17 protein-coding genes are annotated in these 20,176 nt (G+C 69.3%); 6 read left to right on the forward strand and 11 right to left on the reverse strand.

What is annotated here, in order from left to right:
* Window positions 1–63: 63 nt before the first annotated feature.
* The 4 genes from ACNUDN_RS02980 to ACNUDN_RS02995 form a co-directional block, all read right to left on the reverse strand.
* Window positions 64–1,680, reverse strand: coding sequence for a Na+/H+ antiporter subunit D (locus ACNUDN_RS02980; RefSeq protein ID WP_419120562.1), 1,617 nt, complete (start codon window positions 1,678–1,680; stop codon window positions 64–66).
* On the reverse strand, window positions 1,677–2,144 hold the full coding sequence (locus tag ACNUDN_RS02985) for a Na(+)/H(+) antiporter subunit C (protein ID WP_419120563.1): 468 nt from the start codon (window positions 2,142–2,144) through the stop codon (window positions 1,677–1,679). The genes ACNUDN_RS02980 and ACNUDN_RS02985 overlap by 4 nt, the downstream gene beginning before the upstream one ends.
* Window positions 2,141–5,044, reverse strand: coding sequence for a Na+/H+ antiporter subunit A (locus ACNUDN_RS02990; protein WP_431959306.1), 2,904 nt, complete (start codon window positions 5,042–5,044; stop codon window positions 2,141–2,143). Before ACNUDN_RS02990 ends, ACNUDN_RS02985 begins: the two co-directional genes overlap by 4 nt.
* A 92-nt stretch (window positions 5,045–5,136) precedes the next feature.
* The gene (locus ACNUDN_RS02995; protein WP_419120564.1) at window positions 5,137–5,826 is read right to left on the reverse strand and encodes a potassium channel family protein; all 690 of its coding nucleotides are present in this window, start codon (window positions 5,824–5,826) and stop codon (window positions 5,137–5,139) included.
* Between the two features lie 50 nt (window positions 5,827–5,876).
* Here ACNUDN_RS02995 and ACNUDN_RS03000 point away from each other — a divergent pair, with 50 nt between their 5' ends.
* Window positions 5,877–7,373 (forward strand): potassium/proton antiporter, encoded by a 1,497-nt coding sequence (locus tag ACNUDN_RS03000; protein WP_431959308.1) that lies wholly within the window; start codon window positions 5,877–5,879, stop codon window positions 7,371–7,373.
* A 51-nt stretch (window positions 7,374–7,424) separates the two neighbouring features.
* On the opposite strand, the gene ACNUDN_RS03005 is transcribed toward ACNUDN_RS03000, so the two are convergent.
* From ACNUDN_RS03005 to ACNUDN_RS03030, 6 genes are all read right to left on the reverse strand, one after another.
* A complete protein-coding gene (locus ACNUDN_RS03005) occupies window positions 7,425–7,883 on the reverse strand; it encodes a DUF1707 domain-containing protein (protein WP_419120566.1) in 459 nt (152 codons plus the stop codon).
* A 102-nt stretch (window positions 7,884–7,985) separates the two neighbouring features.
* Window positions 7,986–10,208: an AAA family ATPase gene (locus tag ACNUDN_RS03010; protein ID WP_419124990.1), complete on the reverse strand. Its 2,223-nt coding sequence runs from the start codon at window positions 10,206–10,208 to the stop codon at window positions 7,986–7,988.
* A gap of 10 nt (window positions 10,209–10,218) precedes the next feature.
* A complete protein-coding gene (gene pssA, locus ACNUDN_RS03015; protein ID WP_419120567.1) occupies window positions 10,219–11,070 on the reverse strand; it encodes a CDP-diacylglycerol--serine O-phosphatidyltransferase in 852 nt (283 codons plus the stop codon).
* A complete protein-coding gene (locus ACNUDN_RS03020) occupies window positions 11,067–11,768 on the reverse strand; it encodes a phosphatidylserine decarboxylase (RefSeq protein ID WP_419120568.1) in 702 nt (233 codons plus the stop codon). Before ACNUDN_RS03020 ends, pssA begins: the two co-directional genes overlap by 4 nt.
* 119 nt (window positions 11,769–11,887) lie before the next feature.
* Window positions 11,888–13,096, reverse strand: a complete 1,209-nt coding sequence (gene moeA / locus ACNUDN_RS03025; protein ID WP_419124991.1) for a molybdopterin molybdotransferase MoeA — start codon at window positions 13,094–13,096, stop codon at window positions 11,888–11,890.
* Window positions 13,096–14,013, reverse strand: coding sequence for an SDR family NAD(P)-dependent oxidoreductase (locus ACNUDN_RS03030; protein WP_419120569.1), 918 nt, complete (start codon window positions 14,011–14,013; stop codon window positions 13,096–13,098). The genes moeA and ACNUDN_RS03030 overlap by 1 nt, the downstream gene beginning before the upstream one ends.
* A 68-nt stretch (window positions 14,014–14,081) precedes the next feature.
* Here ACNUDN_RS03030 and ACNUDN_RS03035 point away from each other — a divergent pair, with 68 nt between their 5' ends.
* Genes ACNUDN_RS03035 through ACNUDN_RS03055 form a run of 5 tightly spaced genes read left to right on the forward strand, consistent with a single transcriptional unit; the run spans window position 14,082 to window position 18,343 of the window.
* A complete protein-coding gene (locus ACNUDN_RS03035) occupies window positions 14,082–14,564 on the forward strand; it encodes a PH domain-containing protein (protein ID WP_419120570.1) in 483 nt (160 codons plus the stop codon).
* A 32-nt stretch (window positions 14,565–14,596) separates the two neighbouring features.
* Window positions 14,597–16,009: a PH domain-containing protein gene (locus ACNUDN_RS03040; RefSeq protein ID WP_419124992.1), complete on the forward strand. Its 1,413-nt coding sequence runs from the start codon at window positions 14,597–14,599 to the stop codon at window positions 16,007–16,009.
* Window positions 16,010–16,054: 45 nt separating this feature from the next.
* Complete coding sequence (locus ACNUDN_RS03045) at window positions 16,055–16,870, forward strand: HAD-IIA family hydrolase (protein ID WP_419120571.1); 816 nt, start codon at window positions 16,055–16,057, stop codon at window positions 16,868–16,870.
* A 40-nt stretch (window positions 16,871–16,910) separates the two neighbouring features.
* Entirely contained in the window at window positions 16,911–17,843 is a 933-nt protein-coding gene (locus ACNUDN_RS03050) for a TIGR03621 family F420-dependent LLM class oxidoreductase (RefSeq protein WP_419124993.1), read from the forward strand.
* Between the two features lie 29 nt (window positions 17,844–17,872).
* On the forward strand, window positions 17,873–18,343 hold the full coding sequence (locus tag ACNUDN_RS03055; protein ID WP_419120572.1) for an SRPBCC family protein: 471 nt from the start codon (window positions 17,873–17,875) through the stop codon (window positions 18,341–18,343).
* A gap of 29 nt (window positions 18,344–18,372) precedes the next feature.
* Here the strand turns inward: ACNUDN_RS03055 and ACNUDN_RS03060 are convergent, their stop codons facing one another.
* Window positions 18,373–20,097 carry a DEAD/DEAH box helicase gene (locus ACNUDN_RS03060; protein ID WP_419120573.1) on the reverse strand — a complete coding sequence of 575 codons (1,725 nt, stop codon included), beginning with the start codon at window positions 20,095–20,097 and terminating at the stop codon, window positions 18,373–18,375.
* Between the last annotated feature and the right edge of the window lie 79 nt (window positions 20,098–20,176).

Raw genomic sequence — 20,176 nt, forward strand, 5'->3', positions numbered from 1 at the left:
CATCGGTATCCTCTGCTCTTCGCGCAAGCGCTCATCGGTGTCCTCTGCTCTTCGCGCAAGCGCTCATCGGTCGCCCCCCAGGACCGCGCCGATGTACTGACCACGATCGAGCACCTCACCGGCAGCCCGGTCGGCGTAGCCGAAGATCGGGCCGGCGAACAGCGTGAGCATCAGTCCGACCGCGATCAGGGCGCCGGTCGGTGCCAGCATGCCGACCGGCATCCGGCCTACGTCGTCGCGGTCGGCCAGTTCGATGTCCATGGTGTCTTCGGTGTTGTCCAACAGCGCCGCCGGAGCCGGTCCGGACAAGTGGCCCTCGGGGGCATCCTTCCTGGACCGCCAGAACGCCTTGGTCCACACTCGGGCTACCACGTAGAGGGTGAGCAAGCTCGTCGCGACGCTACCCGCGACCAGGATCCAGGCCAGCACCGATCCGGATTCGGCGCCTGCCTCCAACAGCGCGACCTTGCCGATGAACCCCGAAAACGGCGGTATACCACCGAGGTTGAGCGCGGGGACGACGAAGACGAACGCCAACAGCGGACTCGCGGCGGCCAGCCCGCCGAGACGCTCCAGTGTCGACGCACCCGCCTGACGCTCGATCAGACCGACGACGAGGAACAACGTGGTCTGCACCAGGATGTGGTGGGCGACGTAGTAAATCGCGCCGGACATGCCGAGGTGGGTCGACAAAGCGATCCCGAACACCATGTAACCGATGTGGCTGACCAGCGTGAACGACAGCAGACGTTTGATGTCGCTCTGGGCGATCGCACCGAAGATGCCGATCAACATCGTCAACAGCCCGGCCACCAACAGCACCCGATCCATCCCGCCCCCGGGGAACAGCAAGGAATGGGCACGGATGATCGCGTACACGCCGACCTTGGTCAGCAGGCCGGCGAACACCGCGGTGACCGGCGCCGGCGCGGTGGGATAGGAGTCGGGCAGCCAGGCCGACAGCGGAAAGACGGCGGCCTTGATGCCGAATGCGACCAGCAGGACGGCGAACAGCGCCATCCTGGTCCCCTCCGGGACATCGTCGAGCCGGACGGCGATCTCGGCGAGGTTCAGCGTTCCGGTGGCGGCGTACACCAATGCGATACCGAACAGGAACACCAGCGACGACACCATCGAGACCATCACGTAGGAGATGCCGGCCCGCACCCTCTCCTTGCTGGCACCGATGGTCAGCAGTACGAAGCTCGCGGCGAGCAGCACCTCGAAGCCGACGAACAGATTGAACAGGTCACCGGCCAGGAACGCCATGAACACACCGGCCGACAACACCAGGTAGGTCGGTAGGAAGATCGACACCGGTTGGCGCTCATCGCCGTCCCGGATGCCCTGGCCGATGGCGTAGAACACCACGGCCAGCAACACGATCGACGACACCACCAGCATCAGCGCCGACAACCGGTCCACCACCAGCGTCACCCCCAACGGACCCATACCGGGCTCGGTGGGGCCCCAACCGCCCACCTGGACGGCGATGGTCCCGTCCCGGTCGGCCAGATACAGCAGCACCGCCGACACCGCCACGGTCGCCGACAGCGCGAACACCGCGATCACCCGCTGCAGGCGCGGCCGGCGACCGGCGAACAAGGTCGCCGCGGCCGCCAGCATCGGCACCAACACCGGGAGCGGCGTGAGCACCGGGGCGAACTGAGCGCCGATCATCGGGAACCCTCGTGTCCGGGTAGAGCGTCAAGCTCGTCGGGCAGATCGGTGTCCCGGCTGACATCGGGCAGCGGCCGGTCCTCGAGTTCGTCGTCCTCCTTGCCGGAAAGCTGGGACACCCTGGTGTCCTCGGGGTCGTTGCTGACCTCCTCGATGGTGTTGATGCGGTAGGACCGGTAGGTCAGTGCCAGCACGAACGCGGCCACGCCCATCGTGATCACGATGGCGGTCAGGATCATGCCCTGGGCCAACGGATCCGCGGTCGCCGCCTCGGTTCCGCTGGTGCGTCCGCGCACCGGCGGATTTCCCGGGGGTCCGCCCGCGTTGAGGATCAGCAGGTTGATGGCATTGCTGATCAGCAGCAGGCCCAGCAGCATCCGGGTCAGGTTGCGTTCCAGCAACAGGTAAACCCCGGCGCTGGTCAGTACGCCGATCACGATCAGTGGGATGAGGTAGACGGTCATTGCTGCCTCGCGATCCGGGCGGGTTGGCGCCGCAGCTGTTCACTCATCTCGACATCGATGCGGGCCCCGAGGCTGCGCAGCACGTCGAGGACCAGACCGACCACGATCAGATACACCCCCAGGTCGAAGAACAGCGCGGTGACGAACTTGACGCTGCCCAGGACGGGGACGTCGAACTCGATCACCGCCGAGGACAACACCGGGGCGCCGAGCAGCAGCGACGCCGCGGCCGTGCCGGCGGCCAGAGCGAGACCGGCGCCGAGCACCTTGCCCGCATCCAACGGAAGCGTCTCGCCGAGCTCGTAGCGACCACCGGCCAGGTAGCGCAACACCAGTGCCAGACCTGCCATCAGCCCGCCGGCGAAACCGCCGCCGGGCACGTTGTGACCGGCGAAGAAGAAGTAGGCCGAGAGCACCATCATCACCGGGAAGATCAGCCGGGTGGCGACCTCGAGAACCAGCGATCGGTGCTTGGGGTCGCGCAGCCCGCTGCCGCGCAGCCAGGTCACGTCGCCCGCGGCGGGGCTGATGTTGTAGGTGGCGGGCAGCTGACCGATATCGGGTTGGCCGGCATCAGAGACGCGCGGTGCGGCGCCGAAGCGCCTGCTGCGGAACACCATCGACGCGACACCGGTGGCGGCCACCAGCAATACCGACACCTCACCCATGGTGTCCCAGGCCCGGATGTCCACCAGGATGACGTTGACCGTGTTCGAGCCGTGACCGAGGACGTACGCGGCCTCGGGCAGCAGCTCCGCGATGGGTCGCCCGGTGCGGGCCGCGATGGCGAACGCCCCCACCGTGGCGACCGTGACACCCACCGCGACCGCGAGGGCGGCCCGCGGCACCCGGAAGCGCGTGTTCTCGGCATGGCTGGTCTCGGCCGGCAGTGTGCGCAGCACGAGCACGAACGCGACCAGCGTCAGCGTCTCGACCAGGAACTGCGTCAACGCGAGATCCGGTGCGCCGTAGAAGGCGAAGATCGCCCCGCAGCCGTAACCGGTGACGCCGACCAGCAACACCGCGGCGAGCCGGTTGCGCATGACGACAGCCGCCAGCGCCGCGGCGATCATCAACAGGCCGACCACCACCTTGGGTGGGGAGTCCGACAGCGCCAGCTCCGGACGGTCACGCCCGCCCAGCGACAACACGACCAGGGGCAACAGCACCAGGGTGATCAGGATGAACGACTGAGTCTGGGGCAGCGAACCGCGCTGGGTCAGCGCGGTCAACCGCACTGACATCACGTCCGCGCCGCGGATCACCGCGTCGTAGATGCGGTCGGCGTTGCCCAGCGGGAGGAACCGCAGCTGGCCGCGCCCGGCCGCCGCGTACACCGCGATACCGGCGAGCAGCACCAGCATCGACAGCAGCAGCGGCAGGTTCACGCCGTGCCACAACGCGAGGTGGTAGTCACCGCCCTGGTAGTCGGCCGGGTTGGGCAGGGTGGAGCTGTAGTTGCCCAGGACACTGTCGAGGGGTGCGGGCCACAGACCGAACAACAGGCCGGCGCCGGCCAGGATCGCGGGCGGGATCAGGAATCCCGTTTCGGGCCGGTGCATCTCGGTGACCCGCGTGCTCGGCTGTGGCAACCGCTTGCGACCGAAGGCCCCGAACACGAAGCGCAGCGAGTAGGCGGTGGTCAGCACCGATCCGGCGACGATGCCGGCGAGCACGTACGGCGACGCCGCCCCCAGGTACGGACTGTGCAGCACCGTCTCGAAATCCGCCTCCTTGGCGACGAACCCGAAGAACGGCGGCAGCGCGGCCATGCTGGCCGCCGCGGCGCAGCCGATCACCAGCAACGGCCTGCTGCGGTCTCCCAGCCAGGCCAGCCGTCGGATGTCGCGGGTGCCGGTGGCGTGGTCGATGATCCCGACCACCATGAACAGCGCCGCTTTGAACATCGCGTGCGCGCACAGCATGGCCAGTCCGGCGAGCATCATCTCGCTGCCGCCGACCCCGACCATCACGGTGATGAAGCCAAGCTGGCTGACGGTCCCGAAGGCCAGGATCAGCTTCAGGTCGTACTCGCGGATGGCCCGCCAGCCGGCCAGCAACATGGTCAGCAGCCCGAGGGTCACAACGGTCGGCCGCCACTCGGGGCTGTCGGCGAACCCGGGCGTCATCCGCGCGATCAGATACACGCCGGCCTTCACCATTGCTGCCGCGTGCAGGTATGCGCTGACCGGTGTCGGCGCGGCCATCGCCCCCGGCAGCCAGAAGTGCATCGGCACGATCGCCGATTTCGACAGCGCGCCGACCAGGATGAGCACCACCGCCACCGACGCGGCCAGACCCGACGGCGGATCGGCGATCAGTTCCGAGAGCAGGAAGGTGCCCGCGATATTGCCGATGATGACGATGCCGACCAGCATCGCCAGCCCGCCGAACGTGGTCACCAGCAGCGCCTGCATCGCCGAACGGCGACTCGTCGCCCGTTCGGCATAGTGCCCGACCAGCAGGAACGACAGAACCGTGGTGATTTCCCAGAACACGTAGAGGACGAGCATGTTGTCGCTGGTCACCAGCCCGAACATGGCGCCGGAGAACGCGACCAGTTCGGCGGCGAAGCTGGGCAGGCGCTTCTCGCTGCGGCCGTCGTGGTGATGGAAGTAGTCGGCGCAGTACAGCAGGACCAGCGCACCGATCCCCAGCACCAGCACGCTCATGATCGCGGCGAGCGCGTCGAAGCGCAGCGTGATGTCCATCGACAGGACGGGGACCCAGGGGACGTCGACGGTGTGCGACTGTCCCCGTGCCGGCCAGTTCTGCAGCACCCAGATCAGCGAACCCAGCGGCACCAGCGCCAGCGGGTAGAACGCCATCCGGCCCCAGCGGTATACGAGCAGCGGTGCCACCACGGCGGCGACTGCGTGGGCAGCGAGGATGGCGAGCATGGCTCCGTCTCGTCGTGGGCGGCAGCTGTCGGGCGGCTTTGCCGTCGGGCAGGTGGACATGCAGCGTCAGCCGTACTGACTCTGGAGTTGCTTCAGTCTACGGTGCCCTCAACGACCGCTTTGATGTGCTCTTCCACACCGGCGGCGGAGACGAACAGCAGCTCGTCGCCGGCGCACAGCAGGTCGTGCGGTTCAGGAATGATCAGTCGGTTGCCGCGGACCAGGGTCACCAACGCACTGTCGGGCGGCATGGCGAGGTCGCGGACCCGCCTGCCCACCGCCGGCCCGTCCGCCGGCAGGGTGAACTTCGCGATGTTGGTGACGCTCGGCTGCAGCGCCGATCGGGAGTCCTTGCCGAGCGCCATCAGCCGTACCAGATGCCCGACGTCGATCGCCCCCTCGACGGAGGCCACCATCGCCAGAGGCGTCGACACCGCCACGTCGACCCCCCACGCCTCGGTGAACAACCATTCGTTGCGGGCGTCGTTGATCCGGGCGACCACGCGGTCGATCCCGAACTCACTTTTCGCCAGTAGCGCCATCGCGAGGTTGGCTTTGTCGTCGCCGGTGGCCGCGATCGCGACATCACAGACCTGCATCTCGGCTTCTTCGAGCGAGGACACCTCGCACGCGTCGGCCCACAACCACTCGGCGCCCGGCACCGTCGCGGGTTCGTAGCGGGTGAACTCCTTCTCGATGAGCAGCACCTTGTGCCCATAGCCCACGAGTTCCTGCGCGACCGATCGGCCGACGGCGCCCGCACCCGCAATGGCGATGCGCATCGAGTCTCCTTCACACCCGGCCCGGGGACGGTCCTGATTTACTGACTCCGGTGACCCTGCACCAGCTTTATGTGGCGCTGCTCATCGGCGGCCTCGTGCTGCTGGCGAGCATCGCCGCGACCAGGCTGGCGACCGGAATCGGCCTGCCCAGCCTATTGCTGTTCCTCGGCGTCGGTGTGCTGGTCGGGGAAGCCGGTCTGGGACTGCAGTTCGACAACCCGCAGCTCGGGCAGGTGCTGGGTACCGCGGCACTGGCGGTCATCCTGGTCGAGGGCGGTCTCACCACCCGGTTCAACGACATCCGCAAAGTCCTGGCGCCCGCGGGCGTGTTGGCGACGGTCGGTGTCGCGACCAGCACCGTGGTCACCGCGACGGCCGTGCACCTGTTGCTCGGGATGGACTGGCAACTGGCTCTGCTGCTGGGGGCGGTCGTCTCCAGCACCGACGCCGCGGCGGTGTTCTCGGTGCTGCGGGTGGTGCCGCTGCCGCGGCGGCTGAGCGGTCTGCTAGAAGCGGAGTCGGGCTTCAACGACGCCCCCGCGGTGATCCTGGTGGTGTTGTTCAGTGCGACACCGCTGGACCTCGATCCGGTGGCGGTCGTGGGGACGCTGGCCTACCAACTTGCGATCGGCACCGTGCTGGGTCTGGGCTGCGGGGCGTTGGGCGCGATGACGTTGCGGCGCATCGCATTGCCTGCAGCCGGTCTGTACCCGCTGGCGACCTTCGGTCTCGGTATGGTCGCGTTCGCCGCGGCCGGCGCGGCATATGGCAGTGGATTCCTGGCCGCCTACCTCGCCGGTGTGGTGCTGGCCAATTCCGGCCTGCCGCACCGGTCGGCGACGCGGTCTTTCGCCGAGGGCTCCGGCTGGCTGGCCCAGATCGGCGTCTTCGTCATCCTCGGTCTGCTGGTGTCGCCCGGTGAGCTTCTCGACGAGGTGGTGCCGGCCGTCGTCGCCGGCCTGGTGCTGCTGCTGTTGGCCCGCCCACTCTCGGTTGTGGTGTCGCTGATCGGGTTTCGGGTGCCCTGGCGCGAGCAGGCCTTCCTGTCGTGGGCAGGTCTGCGCGGCGCGGTGCCGATCGTGCTGTGCACCTACCCGATCGTCGCGGGAGTGTCGGACAGCTGGCGACTGCTCAACATCGTGTTCATCCTGGTCGTGCTGTTCACCGTGATCCAGGGTCCCAGTCTGAGACTGGTCGCCGGATGGCTGCAGCTGATACCGCGCGACACCACCCGCGAGATTCAGGTGGACGCAGCACCGTTGGACGTGCTGGGCGCCGAACTGCTGACCATGACCGTGCTGCCGGGGTCGCGGCTGCACAACGTGACGGTGTTGGAGCTGCGGCTGCCCGATCCGAGCGTGATCACGCTCATCGTCCGGGCCGGTCAACCATTCGTCCCGCAACCGGTGACCCGGCTGGAGATCGGCGACGAACTGATGATCGTGACGACGTCGCAGACCCGCGACCTTGCTGAGCGGCGGCTGCGGGCGGTCAGCCGGCGCGGCAAGCTCGCGCACTGGTTCGACGAGTACGGCGACCCGGCCTGACACTGCCGGGCTCGCGAGTGTGCGCTCACGGTCGTGCGGGCGTCGCCGCTGCTACCGAGAGCGCACGTTGGCGAAACCGCCGGGGCACGGGGGGAACGCGTACCGGATGGGCGCGGCGTGGGCGAGCAGACCGAGACCGGCACCCAGGATCGGCCACACCGGCCAGAAGTACCACGCTCCCGATGCCAGTCCGACCACGAGCCAGACGGTGAGCACGATGACGACCATGGCCAGGTAACCCGCGACGTGCAGGTGGATGCCGCGACGGGCCGCCGCGGTCCGGGCTGCCCGACGCCGGGGGTCGTTGCGGCGCAACTCGGCCACCGGCAGATCCGCGGTCAGCAGGCGTAGGTCAGGGGTGGTGTGCGCGTCGTACACCGTGGTCAGCCGGTTCTCGTATTCGGTCATGTCGAGATACCCCTGCGCCAGCGCCAGGCCGAGCAGATTCGCGGTGTTCTCGCGATCGCGGTCACCGGCGCGGACCTCGGGGGTGGCGGCGTTGGAGCTCACGGTTACCTCCAAATCTTGACGCTGACAAGTTCGACCATGCCACCGGAACTAGCCAGTGTCAAGATTATTTCTGTCCCGGCCGTAGGAGACGCCCGGCCCAGGTCAGCGGGTGTCGGCGAACGCCCGCAGCGACTCCACCTGCACGGGATCCAGCGACGGTCGCACGGTGTCGCGCGCGTTGGCGACGTCGGCCGCGGTCACATCGGCGGCGTCGATCGACCGTCGCATCGCCGTCAGCGCGGCCTCCCGCAGCAGTGCCACGCAGTCCGCAGCGCTGTACCCCTCCAGCTCCTCGGCCAGACTCGCCAGATCGACGGCGTCGGGGCCCTCCGAGGCCAGCGGTACCGACTTGCCTGCCGTGCGCAGAATCTGGGTGCGCGCCTCGGCATCCGGGGGCTCGACGAACACCAGTTTCTCCAGCCGGCCGGGCCGCAGCAACGCCGGGTCGATCAGGTCCGGGCGGTTGGTCGCACCGAGAACCACCACATCGCGCAGCGGTTCGATCCCGTCGAGTTCGGTGAGCATCGCCGCCACCACGCGGTCGGTCACCCCAGAGTCGAAGCTCTGCCCGCGCCGCGGCGCCAAGGCATCGATCTCATCGAGGAACACCAGCGACGGCGCGGAGTCGCGGGCCCTGCGGAACAGCTCCCGCACCGCCTTTTCCGACGAGCCGACCCACTTGTCCATCAGCTCGGCACCTTTGACCGCGTGCACGCTGAGCCGGCCCGAACTCGCCAGCGCCCGGACCACGAACGTCTTACCGCACCCCGGCGGTCCGTAGAGCAGCACGCCGCGTGGCGGCTGCACGCCGAGCCGTTGGAACGTCTCGGGATGCTGCAGGGGCCACAGCACCGCCTCGGTCAGGGCCTGCTTGGTCTCAGCCATGTCGCCGACGTCGTCGAGTGTCACCGAGCCGACCGACACCTCCTCGGTGGCTGAGCGTGACAACGGCCGGATGACGCCCAACGCCCCGGTCAGGTCCTCCTGCCGCAGCGCCGGCACCTCACCGGTCTCACTTGCGCGCGCCGCGGCCCGCAAAGCTGCCTCGCGGACCAGTGCGGCCAGGTCGGCTACCACGAAACCCGGTGTGCGCTCGGCGATCTCGCTGATATCGAGCTCTTCTGCCGGTACGTCGCGCAACAGCACCTCCAGAAGCTGCGCCCGAACCGCGCCGTCGGGCAGGGTCAGCCCGAGTTCGCGGTCGCACAGATCCGGTGCGCGCAATCGCGGGTCGACGCTGTCGGGCACCGCCGTGGTGGCCACGAACGCGACACCCCGGGTCGCCACCGCCGCGCGTAACTCGGTCAGTATCAACGTGGCGACCGGGTCGGGTGGCAGGGGAAGCAGAGCGTCGACGTCGGTCACCAACAGGACGCCACCGCCGTCGCGCACGGCTCCGACCGCGGAGGACACCTTCGCCAGCCGGTCTTCAGCGCGCAGCGATCCGACCTCCGGTCCGTCGAGCTCGATCAGCCGCCTGCCCGCACACACGGTCCGCACCACCGTCGATTTGCCCACCCCGGCCGGACCGGACACCAGTACGCCGAGATTCGCCGTCGCGCCGAGCTTTTCGAGCAGGTCGGGTTGGTCCAGCGCGAGCTTGAGCCACTCGGTCAATCGGCCGGCCTGGGCGTGCGAGCCCTTCAGATCGTCATAGCTGACCGCCGGCACCTTGGACTGGACCGAGGTGGTGACCACATGCCGGCCGGTGACCTGCGACGGCACCGGACGCTCCGAGCCCGCCGGCGCGCCCCAGTCGACCAGCGAATTGGGTTGCACGCTCACCGGCCCGGACGGATCGACGGAGGTGACGGTCAACAACTCCGAGGTCCAGGTGATACCCACCGAGGACGCCAGCGCCGCGCTGGCTTCGGAGGTGGACACGCCGGGCCCGAGATCGCGCGGCAGCAGCGACACGGTGTCACCCACGGTCATCACCTTGCCCAGCAGGGCCTGGCGCAGGGTCGCCGGGGCGACCGAGCGGGTGGCCAGGTTGGATCCGCTCAGCGTGACGTACCGTGCGCCGTAGACGGTGACCGGCGCGACCAGCACCGAGGCGTCCTCGCGCAGTCCGGCGTTGGACAATGTCACGTCATCGAGCAGCGCGGTGCCTGTGGGTGTGCCTGCCGGAGCGACTCCGACCACGGCCGCGGTGGTACGCGAACCGGTCAGCGAGACGGCATCCCACTCGCGGATGCCCAATGCGGCAATCGCTTCGGGGTGGAGCCGGACCACTCCGCGGCGCGAGTCCAGTGCCGACGTGTTCAGCCTCGCCGTCAGCGTCAGGTGCGGGCGCGGCGATCGATCCGCGCCGGTCTGGTGCACTTCGGACACGTCACCCACGCGGCGGCCTGCGTAAGCCCAGCCGGGCCATCGAGCGGCGATGTGGCTGGGTGCGGCGGATCGCCCGCCGGGCGGCACGCTGCTGTCGTGGTTTGTCGTCCCAGACTTCGGGGTGCTCGGCGAGGAACCGGCGGGTGCGGATCGCGAACGGTATGTGCAGGAAGTAGGCCACGATGATGGCCAGGATGACCAGGTAGCCGTACAGGATCGCGGCCGCGACACCGATGGCCAGCAGGGCCAGCAGCGGGACCACCATGTTCGGCGGCACCGAGAACGTGTGGATCTTGCGCATCGGCAGGGTGCTGACGACGAGCAGCGAGACGGCGATCATCCAGATCACCACCGCCGGTTCGGAGGTCCACCAACCGTCGCCGAACTGCATCTTGGCCGCCAGTGGGCCGATCGCCCCGATCGCACCGGCGGGCGCGGGCATTCCGGTGAAGTACTTCTTCTGGTAGGCGGGCTGGTCGACGTCGAGCATCGCGTTGAACCGGGCCAGCCGCAACACGATGCACACCGCATAGAGCAGCACCACGATCCAGCCGATGCGCGAGGTCGACAGTAGTGTGCCGTAGACGATGAATGCCGGTGCGACACCGAAGTTCACCGCGTCGGCCAGGGAGTCGAGCTCCTCGCCCATCCGCGACGTGGCCTTCAACGCGCGGGCCAGCCGGCCGTCGAGGGCATCGAGGATTGCTGCGATCGCCAGGAACGCCATCGCCTCTGTCGGCCGGTTGTCCAGTGCGAACTTCACCGCACTCAGGCCCAGACAGATCGCGGCCACCGTCATCGCGCTGGGCAGGATGCGGACGCTGACGACGGGCGCCTTGAGGCGGGGCCTCATCGGGGCAACTCGGCCAGCACGGTCTCGCCCGCCAGGGTCCGCTGTCCCACCGTGACCAGGATCCGGGACCCGGCGGGCAGATAGGTGTCCAACCGCGAGCCGTAGCGGATGAGACCGTAGGTGTCGCCGAGGCCGATCTTGTCGCCGGGCTCGACGTCGCAGACGATGCGTCGGGCCAGCAGCCCGGCGATCTGCACCGCGATGACCTGGTCGCCGTCGGCGTTGCGGATGACGACGCTGTTGCGCTCGTTGTCCTCGCTCGCCGCGGCGAGGTCCGCCGAACCGAACAGCCCGGGGCGGTGACTGACCGCGACCACCTCACCGCCCAGCGGCGCCCGCTGAACGTGGGCGTCCAAAAGCGACAAGAAGATGCTCACCCGCGGCAAAGGTGTTGCAGGGAGCCCCAATTCGGCCGGCGGTAGCTCCTCTTCGATCAGGCAGATGAGTCCGTCGGCCGGCGCCACGACAACGTCGGGACGGGTCGGCGGGGTGCGCGGTGGGTGGCGGAAGAACGCGGCGTTGGCTGCCGCCGACGCCAGCCCGACGCGGCGCAACCAGCGGCTTCTGCGGCCCGCCAGCGCCACCGCGATGCTGGCGCCGACAAACGGCAGACCGGCGCGGTGCATCGGGGGAACGGAGGTGCGAACCAGGGCCGCCAGGCGCGCTGGTCCTGTCTTGAGGTCGGGGCGTCTGGCCATCGTGTGCGAGAGTCTACCGACGAGCGCTTGCGCGAGGAGTAGTCAGCACCACGAGCGCTTGCGCGAGGAGTAGTCAGCACCACGAGCGCTTGCGCGAAGAGTAGTCAGCACCACGAGCGCTATCGCAGGTCCCACACCGGGACCCGGGAACCGGCGGCGACCTCGGCGGTGTCCTCGTCGAGCTCCAGCAGGCAGTTCGCCGAGGCGAGCCAACGCAGATGATGCGATGCCGGCGGCCCGTAGCTGGTGACGGTGTCGGTGGCCGGGTCGTACACGCCGCGGCGGAACTGGCGTTTGCCGCGCGGTGAGACCAGGTCCTCGCTCAGCATCGCGGTGCGCCGTGGCCGCTCGGTGTCGGGTAGGCCCATCGCGGCGCGCAGCGCCGGCCGCACGAACACCTCGAAGGACACCAGCGCGCTGACCGGGTTGCCCGGCAGCGTGACGATCGGGATGCCGTCCGCGCCGACGCGCAGGCGGCCGGCGCCCTGCGGCATACCGGGTTGCATCGCCACCTTGACGAACTCGACTCCCGCCTCGGACAGCGCGTCCTTGACCACCTCGTAGGCGCCCGCGCTCACCCCGCCGGTGGTGATGATCAGGTCGGCCCGATCCGCATAGCTGCTCAGGATGTCCCGGAATGCGTCGACGTCATCGCCGGTCATGGGGGCTGCCACCACCTCGGCCCCGGCGTCGCGGACGGCGGCGGCCAGCATGACGCCGTTGGATTCGTAGATCTGGCCCGGTTGCAGCGGGGTGCCGGGACCGACCAGCTCGGTACCGGTCGACACCACGAGTACCCGCTGCCGTGGCGTCACCCGAATCTCGTCGAGGCCCAGCGCGGCCACCAGCCCGAGGACGGCGGGAGTCACCACCTGACCGGACTGCAGCACCGTGGTTCCGGCGGCGACGTCCTCCCCGGCGCGGCGGATGTGCTGACCCGGCCGGGTGGCCGCACGGATCGTCACGGTGTCCACGGCGCCGTCGGTCGCCTCGACCGGGACGACGGCGGTGGCGCCTGCGGGCAGCGGCGCGCCGGTCATGATCCGGTGTGCGGTGCCGGCCGCGAGCGCCGGGACGTCGGTGCGGCCCGCGGGAATGTCCGCGGCGACCGGCAGCCGGACCGGGGTGTCCTCGGTCGCAGTGGCGATGTCCTCGGAGACCACCGCATAGCCGTCCATCGCGGAGTTGTCGAAACCGGGCAGCGACAGCGGCGCGGTGATGTCGGCGGCCAGGGTCAGGCCCAACGCGTCGGCGATCGGGACCATGCGCGGCGTCCGGGTGGAAATCAGCCCGGCGACCACCCGCCGATGTTCGTCGACAGGGCGCATCACAGGTCGTACTTCACGCCGGTCAGCTCCTCGGAGACCGTCCACAGCCGCTCCTGCACGTCCACGTCGTGGGACTTGCGGTTGGATTGCACCAGCACCGGATGACCGACCAGCTCACGGAAGCCCGACGGCCCGTAGTACTGGCCGCCGCGCGCCTTCGGGTCGGTGGCGGCGCGCAGCGTCGCCAGCGCCCCGACCGCGGGACTGTTGGTGACCAGCCCGGTCAGCGCGGCGACGCCGGGCAGCCCCGAGCCAGGGATGTGGCGCATCAACTCGGTGTTGGAGATCCCCGGGTGGGCGGCCACGGCGAGGGTGGGTGCGCCCTTGGCGGCCAGCCGGCGCGCCAGCGTGTAGCTGAACATCAGGTTGGCCAGCTTGGACTGCCCATAGGCGGCGACCCGGTTGTAGCGGCGCTCCCACTGCAGGTCGTCGAAGTGGATGTCGGCCTGGATGTTGTGGGCGATGGAAGCGACGCTGACCACCCGCGAACCTTCGACAGGGAGCAACCGGTCCAGCAGCAGGCCGGTGAGCGCGAAGTGGCCGAGGTGGTTGGTGCCGAACTGGAGCTCGAAACCGTCGCTGGTGGTCTGTTTGGGCGGATACATCACCCCGGCGTTGTTGATCAGCAGGTCGATGCGGGGATGCGCGGTGCGCAGTTCCTCGGCGGCGCGGCGCACGCTGGCCAGCGAGGACAGGTCGAGTTCCTGCAGCGTGACGTCGGCGCCCGGGGTCTGGCGGGTGATCCGCTCGACGGCTTGGGCGCCCTTGTCCAGGTTGCGCACCGCGATGACGATGCGGGCGCCGCGACCCGCGAGCACCGCGGCGGTCTCATAGCCGATGCCGGTGTTGGCTCCGGTGACGACGGCCACCCGGCCGGACTGATCGGGGACGTCGGCGGCGGTCCATGTGGAGGTCATGGGGTTCAACTTACGGTCGGGGACGGGCGCGGCGCACCGTGTCCGGCCCGCGCAACTAGGCTCGAAGCGTGCACCTGGTCGAACCGGCGCACCCGCCGAGCCGGAAAGCGCCGCTTGTCTGGGCCATCGGGGCCGCCGTCCCGTGGGCCTTCGCGGTGGTGGGTCAGGCGGTGTGGTTCGTCCTCGACGGACGGTTGCCGTGGCTGCACCTGCTGCTGGCCGCCGGCACCCTGCTCGGCATGGTGGTGTCGGTGGTGATCGCGCCGCTGTGGCGCTACCGCGTGCACCGCTGGGATCTCGACGCGACGGCCGTCTACACGAGGACGGGCTGGCTGGTCCAGGAACGCAGAATCGCCCCGATCTCGCGGGTTCAGACCGTCGACACCTACCGCGGACCGCTGGACCGGCTGTTCGGACTGGCCAACGTGACGGTGACGACGGCGTCGTCGGCCGGGGCGGTGCGCATCGTGGCGCTCGACAACGGGGTTGCCGAGTGGGTGGTGGCCCGCCTCACCGATATCGCCGCGCTGGGCGCCGAGGACGCCACGTGAGCGTCGGGGAATGGTCCCGTCTGAGTCCGCGCATGCTGCTCGTGCATCCCGTACACGAAGTGGTCCGCCAGATCCCGGTGCTGGTCGGGTCGTTCGTAGTCGGTTCGGCGACCGGAAATCCGCTGTGGACGGTGATCGGTGTGGCGCTGGTGGTCGGCTACGGGCTCGCGCGCTGGTTCACCACGACCTACCGGATCGGCCCCACCGACGTGCAGCTGCGCACCGGGGTGCTGCAGCGCAGCGTGCTGTCGGTGCCGCGCAACCGAATTCGATCGGTGTCGACCGACGCCCGGTTGTTGCACCGCCTGCTGGGCCTGACCGTCCTGCGGATCAGCACCGGTCAGGAGGCCAGGGGGGACACCTCGTTCGAACTCGACGCGGTGCCCGCCCAGGAGGTGGGCCGCCTGCGCGCGGTGCTGCTGGCCGAATCGCTGGAGTCCCCGGCCGGCAGCGCCGACACCGGTCGGGTGCTGGCCCGCTGGCAGCCGACGTGGTTGCGTTTCAGCCCGTTGACGTTCACCGGACTGGTGCTGATCGTCGCCGCGCTCGGGTTCGCCGCCCAGCCGGGTCTGCTTCCCGCGCTTCGCGATTCGTCGCTGGGTCGGCAGGCGCAGACGGTCGCGGAGAGCGTGGGGGTGCTCACGGCGGTCGCCGTCGGCGTCGCCGGCCTGCTGCTGGCTTCGGTGGCGCTGTCGGTGGCGCAGTCGCTGCTGACCTACGGCAATCTGTTGCTGCGCCGCGACGCCGAGGTGCTGCACCTGTCGCACGGGCTGGTGCGGGTGCGCGAGCACACCTTCGACATGCGCCGGTTGCGTGGCGGCACCCTGCGCGAGCCGCTGCTGGTGCGGTTGTTCGGCGGTGCCCGGCTGGACGCGGTGATGACGGGTGTCGCCGGTGTGGGGGAGGCATCACAGCTGCTTCCGCCGTGCCCCCGCGGCGTCGCCGAGACGGTGCTGGCCGATCTGATCGCGCGACCCGACGCCGTCGCGGGCCCCTTGAGGGCACATGGCCCGGCGGCGACCCAACGCCGGTGGACCAGGGCGATGGCGCTTCCCTCGGTGGTGGCGGCCGGCCTGATCGTGACGGCCGCGACCGCCGGCGTGCCGGCCTGGGGTTGGTCGGCATTGGCGGTGTTGGTGCTGTTCAGCGCATTTCTGGCCTTCGACCGCGCGCGGTCGCTGGGGCATCGGGTCGGCGGTGGCTGGCTGGTGGCCAGGCAGGGCAGTATCCAGCGTCGCCGCGACTGTGTGTCCGCCTCCGGCATCATCGGATGGACGGTGCGCCAGTCCCTGTGGCAGCGCAGGGCGGGGGTGGCCACGTTGGTCGCCGCCACGGCGGCAGGTGTGAAGCGCTACGAGATCGTCGACGTGCCCGCCGACACCGCCTGGTCGATCGCGGCGACGGTCTCCCCGTGGATCGCAACGAGCTCCTGGGCACGCCGGTAGCGGGGCCCGAGTTGCGCTCCCCGGTCGGCGGTTTACTGTGCCAGCATGGCTATCGGCGGGGTGTTGTTCGACATCGATGGCGTTCTGGTGACGTCATGGGAGCCGATCGCCGGTGCGGCTGAGTCTCTTCAGGTGTTGGCGGACAACCAGATCGCGCGCGCCTATCTGACCAACACGACGACCAGGACCCGCGCCCAGATCGCCGACCTGCTGACCGAGGCCGGGATGGCGGTGCGTGCCGACGAGGTCATCACCGCGGCGGTGCTGACTGCGGACTATGTCCGTGACCGCTACCCCGATGCGCGGTGCTTCCTGGTCAACAGCGGTCAGATCGCCGAGGACATGCCCGGCATCGACATCGTCTACTCGACCGAGTTCAGCGGTCGTCGGGCGCCGGAGCCGCCGGATGTGGTGCTGCTCGGCGGCGCCGGACCGGAGTACAGCCATCTGACACTGTCCTGGGTCTACGACTGGATGGCCCAGGGCGTTCCGGTGGTGGCCATGCACCGCAGTACCTCATGGACCACCGTCGACGGGCTGCGCATCGACACCGGGATGTATCTGATCGGCATGGAAGAGACGTCGGGCCGCAAGGCCACCGCCGTCGGCAAACCCGCTCCGGAGGGCTTCTTGTCGGCGGCGGCCCGACTGGGGGTCGATCCCGACGAGATGTACATGGTCGGCGACGACCTCAACAACGATGTGCTCGCCGGGCAGGTGGTCGGGATGACGGGCGTGCTGGTGCGCACCGGCAAGTTCCGTCAGGACACTTTGGACCGTTGGGCGGCTGACGAATTCGCGATGCAGCCGAATCACGTCATCGACTCGGTGGCTGACCTGCCGGACCTGCTCGACCTGTAGCGTCGACGGGGTGAGCACCGACGCGCACCGCCGCAGGCCGATGCGGTTCGGTCTCACGGCAGCCCTGCCCCGAAGCGCAGCGCAGTCCCGAGAATTCGCGCTGCGCGTGGAAACCGCGGGCATCGATGTCATGACGTTCGCCGATCACCTGGCGCCGACAGTGTCGCCGTTCGTCGGAGCGGCCGCGACCGCCGTCGTCACCTCGCGACTGCGCGTCGGGACACTGGTTGTGAACAATGATCTCCGCCATCCGGTCGACACGGCACGCGAGAGCGCCTCGCTGGCCACGGTGTCCGACGGCCGCTTCGAACTGGGCATCGGTGCCGGACACATGAAATCCGAGTACGACGCCGCGGGAATCGCGTTCGACGACGGCGCCACCCGCGTGTCGCGGCTCATCGAGTCCGTGACGGTGATCCGCGCGTTGCTCGCCGGCGAGCCGGTCGACTTCAGCGGGAAGCACCACCGGGTGTGCGCCGGGGCCGGCGAGATCGTCGCCCCGCCCGCACACCATGTCCCTATCCTGGTGGGCGGCAACGGCACCCGTGTTCTGCAGTTGGCCGGCCACATCGCCGACATCGCGGGCTTCGCGGGCATCACCCACAACCGCGACGCCACCCGCGTGCGGCTCAGCCATTTCGACGGTGCGGGACTGGCAGACCGCATCGCCGTGGTCCGCACCGCAGCGGGTGAGCGGTTCGACCAGATCGAATTGAACGCGTTGATCCAGGCTGTCGTGGTGACCGACGACCGGGAGAGCGCGGCGGTCCGACTGAGCGAGGCGCTGGGCGCCGATCCCGCGCTGCTGCTGGACTCGCCGTTCGTGCTCATCGGGACGCACGAGCAGATGGCCGATCAGCTGGTGGCCCGCCAGCGCGAGTTCGGGGTCAGCTACTGGACGGTGTTCGACGAGTGGGCTGGACGCGCATCGGCGCTGCCCGACGTGGCCGAGGTGATCTCGCTGCTGCGATGAGTTTTCACGCGGCATCGAGTCCAACCGTCATGACCGAGACAATGATTGTGACCACCACCGTCGATGCCCCCGCCGCCGAGGTCTTCGCGGTACTGGCCGATCCGACCCAGCATGCCGCCATCGACGGGACGGGCTGGGTGCGCGAGGCCCTCGACGGCGCGATGCTCACCCATGTCGACCAGATGTTCCGGATCGCCATGTACCACGACAACCATCCCGACGGGAACTACGAGATGGCCAACAAGGTCATCGTTTTCGAACCCGAGCGCGAGATCAGCTGGGAGCCCGGCCAGGCCGGACCGGACGGCGTCGTCGAGTACGGCGGCTGGACATGGCATTACGCGCTGGAACCGGTCGGCCCGGCCCAGACCCGGGTCACATTGACCTACGACTGGTCGGCGGTGCCCGAAGAACTGCGTCGGCACATCGAATTCCCGCCGTTCTCGATCGAACACCTGGACAATTCACTGGCCAACCTGGCGAAACTGGCCGCCGACTGAGAAGTGACGGCGGATACCGGCCGCGCTTCCTAGGCGGTTAACTCGCGCTGCAGCACCCGGACGGCCGCGATGCGCTCCTGCAGCTGTTCGCGCGTCGCCGCGGCCACCGGCGGCCCGCCGCACCGGCGCCGCAGCTCGTTGTGGATCCACCCGTGGGGTCGGCCGGTCCGGTGATGCGCGAGGGAGACCAGCGTGTTGAGTTCGCTACGCAGATCACGCAGCTGCCCGTGGGTGGTTTTCGGCGGCTGCACACCGGACTCGGTGCGCTTCTGCATCTGCTCATCTTGCCTGCGGCGCAGCAGGTCTCGCATCGACGCAGCGTCCAGGAGGCCGGGGATCCCGAGGTAATCGGCCTCCTCGTCGCTGCCGGCGGGGGTTGCCGTCCCGAACGACGAGCCGTCGAAGATCACCTGATCGAGTTCGGCGTCGGCGCCCAGATACTCGACCTTGTTCTCGTCCTCGCCGGGCTCGTCGCGTTTCTGCTCGGCCAGCTCGGCGTCGAGCGGATCCTCGAGAGTCTCCCGGTGCGGCTTGCCCAGGACGTGGTTGCGCTGAGCCTCCATCTCGCTGGCGAGCAGCAGCAGGTTGGGCACCGAGGGCAGGAAGATGCTCGCGGTCTCGCCCGGCCGGCGGGAGCGCACGAAGCGGCCGATCGCCTGGGCGAAGAACAGCGGCGTCGACGCACTCGTGGCGTACACCCCGACCGACAGCCGGGGCACGTCGACGCCCTCGGACACCATGCGCACCGCGACCAGCCACCGCGACGTCCCCGTCGAGAACTGCGAGATCCGGTCCGAGGCGCCCTTGTCGTCGGACAGCACGACGGTCGGCACCTCGCCGGTGATCTTGGTCAGCAGCTCGGCGTAGGCGCGGGCCGCCGTCTGATCGGTGGCGATGATCATGCCACCGGCATCCGGCACGTGCTGACGCTTGCCCTGCAGACGCTTGTCGGCGGCGGCGATCACCGCGGGCATCCATTCGCCCTTCGGGTCCAGCGCGGCCTTCCACGCGCGCGCGGTCTGCTCGGCGGTCAGCGGCTCACCGAGGCGGGCGGCATGCTCCTCACCGGCGCTGTCGCGCCAGCGGGCCTCGCCGGAGTACGCCATGAACATGACCGGCCGCACCACACCGTCGGCGAGCGCATCGGCATAGCCGTAGGTGTGGTCGGCCCTGGAGTGTTTGAGGCCGGTGGGATCCTCTTCGTAGGTGACGAACGGGATGGCGCTGTCGTCGCTACGGAACGGCGTCCCGGTCAGTGCGAGGCGCCGGGTCGCATCATCGAACGCCTCGCGGATCGCCTCACCCCAGCTCTTCGCGTCACCGCCGTGGTGGATCTCGTCGAAGACCACGAGCGTTTTGCGGTTCTCGGTGCGGACGCGGTGCCGGGTGGGGTGGGTGGCCACCTGGGCATAGGTCACGACGACGCCGTGGTACTCCGACGACGTCTGGGCGTTCGAGTTCGAGAACTTCGGGTCCAGGGCGATGCCGTGCCGCGCCGCGGCGTGCGCCCACTGAATCTTCAGATGCTCGGTCGGCACGACGATCGTCACCGTGTCGACGGTGCCTTCGCCGAGTAGTTCGGCGACGATGCGCAATGCGAAGGTGGTCTTGCCTGCACCGGGGGTTGCGACGGCCAGGAAGTCCCGGGGCTTGGCGGTCAGATACTTGACCAGCGCGCGTCGCTGCCAGCCGCGCAGCGCCTGGGCGCCGGGCGCTCCGACGGTGCCGCTCGTGGGCGCCGCATCAGCCCGCACCCACGACTCCTCCCATGTAGAACTCAGGTAGGCCTGCTGTCCGTCACCCCGGGCAGCCCGCAGAACAGCTGTCCGCGAC

Origin of the sequence: Mycobacterium sp. smrl_JER01 (genome assembly GCF_048513595.2) — a bacterium.
Lineage (GTDB): Bacteria > Actinomycetota > Actinomycetes > Mycobacteriales > Mycobacteriaceae > Mycobacterium.

Coding starts and splice junctions, on each gene's coding strand:
- ACNUDN_RS02980 (WP_419120562.1), bottom strand. CDS start 1,680: ATGATCGGCGCTCAGTTCGCCCCGGTGCTCACGCCGCTCCCGGTGTTG.
- ACNUDN_RS02985 (WP_419120563.1), bottom strand. CDS start 2,144: ATGACCGTCTACCTCATCCCACTGATCGTGATCGGCGTACTGACCAGC.
- ACNUDN_RS02990 (WP_431959306.1), bottom strand. CDS start 5,044: ATGCTCGCCATCCTCGCTGCCCACGCAGTCGCCGCCGTGGTGGCACCG.
- ACNUDN_RS02995 (WP_419120564.1), bottom strand. CDS start 5,826: ATGCGCATCGCCATTGCGGGTGCGGGCGCCGTCGGCCGATCGGTCGCG.
- pssA (WP_419120567.1), bottom strand. CDS start 11,070: ATGAGGCCCCGCCTCAAGGCGCCCGTCGTCAGCGTCCGCATCCTGCCC.
- ACNUDN_RS03020 (WP_419120568.1), bottom strand. CDS start 11,768: ATGGCCAGACGCCCCGACCTCAAGACAGGACCAGCGCGCCTGGCGGCC.
- moeA (WP_419124991.1), bottom strand. CDS start 13,096: ATGCGCCCTGTCGACGAACATCGGCGGGTGGTCGCCGGGCTGATTTCC.
- ACNUDN_RS03030 (WP_419120569.1), bottom strand. CDS start 14,013: ATGACCTCCACATGGACCGCCGCCGACGTCCCCGATCAGTCCGGCCGG.
- ACNUDN_RS03040 (WP_419124992.1), top strand. CDS start 14,597: ATGCTGCTCGTGCATCCCGTACACGAAGTGGTCCGCCAGATCCCGGTG.
- ACNUDN_RS03045 (WP_419120571.1), top strand. CDS start 16,055: ATGGCTATCGGCGGGGTGTTGTTCGACATCGATGGCGTTCTGGTGACG.
- ACNUDN_RS03050 (WP_419124993.1), top strand. CDS start 16,911: ATGCGGTTCGGTCTCACGGCAGCCCTGCCCCGAAGCGCAGCGCAGTCC.
- ACNUDN_RS03055 (WP_419120572.1), top strand. CDS start 17,873: ATGACCGAGACAATGATTGTGACCACCACCGTCGATGCCCCCGCCGCC.